Consider the following 957-nt stretch of genomic DNA (forward strand, 5'->3'; position numbering starts at 1 on the left):
TATGATTTCAACCAGATGTTATGGTGGATGGAATTTAACCATCATGATTTCATGACATCGGATCGCACACCCACCAGTGCACCAACAACAGTGGCTGCAATAAATACTGCAACAGCAACAATAGCAGGAGCTAAAGTGGCAGCTCCTGCAAGGTATGCTATAGCTGCTCCAATAATTGCACCACCACTTAAAGCACAACAAGTTCTACAAGCGTTTGGCTTGCTTTTAGGATTTGAAATCTCTTCTATTATTTTAAGTTTTTCTGCTACTAAATCACTAACTTGTTGTTTTTCTTCATCATTTAACTTACCAAATTTATATAAAATCTTTGAAGTGCATTCTAAGTATTGTCCAACAGATTGCACATGTTCTTTTAGTGCATCTATTGTTACTCCTTCATTAAAGTGTTCTCTCAAAGTATCATGATCAAGACGATCAAGTTCCCACATAAATGAAGTATGTATCTCATTGATTTGCTTAATAAATTCCTCAAATGGCTCCTTTATTTGTTCAACATAATAACTTATTATGTCAGTCGTTTTTTTAACTGATTCAACATTATGGATTCTTAAATTTTCCACAGATGTTAAAGACGTAATAACTATCCGTTCTTCAAGTGAAAGTTTTCTTTGCTCATCAGAATTAGTAGGCATATTTTCTCCTATTTACTATACTTAACATACAATAATTTTAACTAATATTTTCACAATTGTCAAATTTAGGCGTCCATTTTTCTCAAAGTTCAAAGTACACAACAAAAACTTTACAGAGTGCAAGTAGTAAAATTCTTGACAACTTTAATTTATTAATGCATAATATATGTATATTAATAATCAGCGGTAGCTCAAAATGTACAACATATTTGGTTATTTCAAAAGCAACAATAGTTCTAATACCAATTCCCGCTACACAAGTAACTGATAGACAATAATAGAAAAAAAGCCATACTGAAGTAAG

General features: G+C 32.0%; 2 protein-coding genes. Both read right to left on the reverse strand.

Annotated features, from left to right (window positions below):
* Positions 1 to 41 precede the first annotated feature (41 nt).
* The gene (locus OZD68_RS00140) at positions 42 to 653 is read right to left on the reverse strand and encodes a hypothetical protein (RefSeq protein WP_182309219.1); all 612 of its coding nucleotides are present in this window, start codon (positions 651 to 653) and stop codon (positions 42 to 44) included.
* Positions 654 to 735: 82 nt separating this feature from the next.
* The coding region (locus OZD68_RS00145) for a hypothetical protein (protein ID WP_275008681.1) at positions 736 to 957 on the reverse strand (222 nt) is incomplete at its 5' end.

Origin of the sequence: Wolbachia endosymbiont of Drosophila bicornuta (assembly GCF_028982105.1) — a bacterium.
In the GTDB taxonomy this organism is placed as follows: domain Bacteria; phylum Pseudomonadota; class Alphaproteobacteria; order Rickettsiales; family Anaplasmataceae; genus Wolbachia; species Wolbachia pipientis.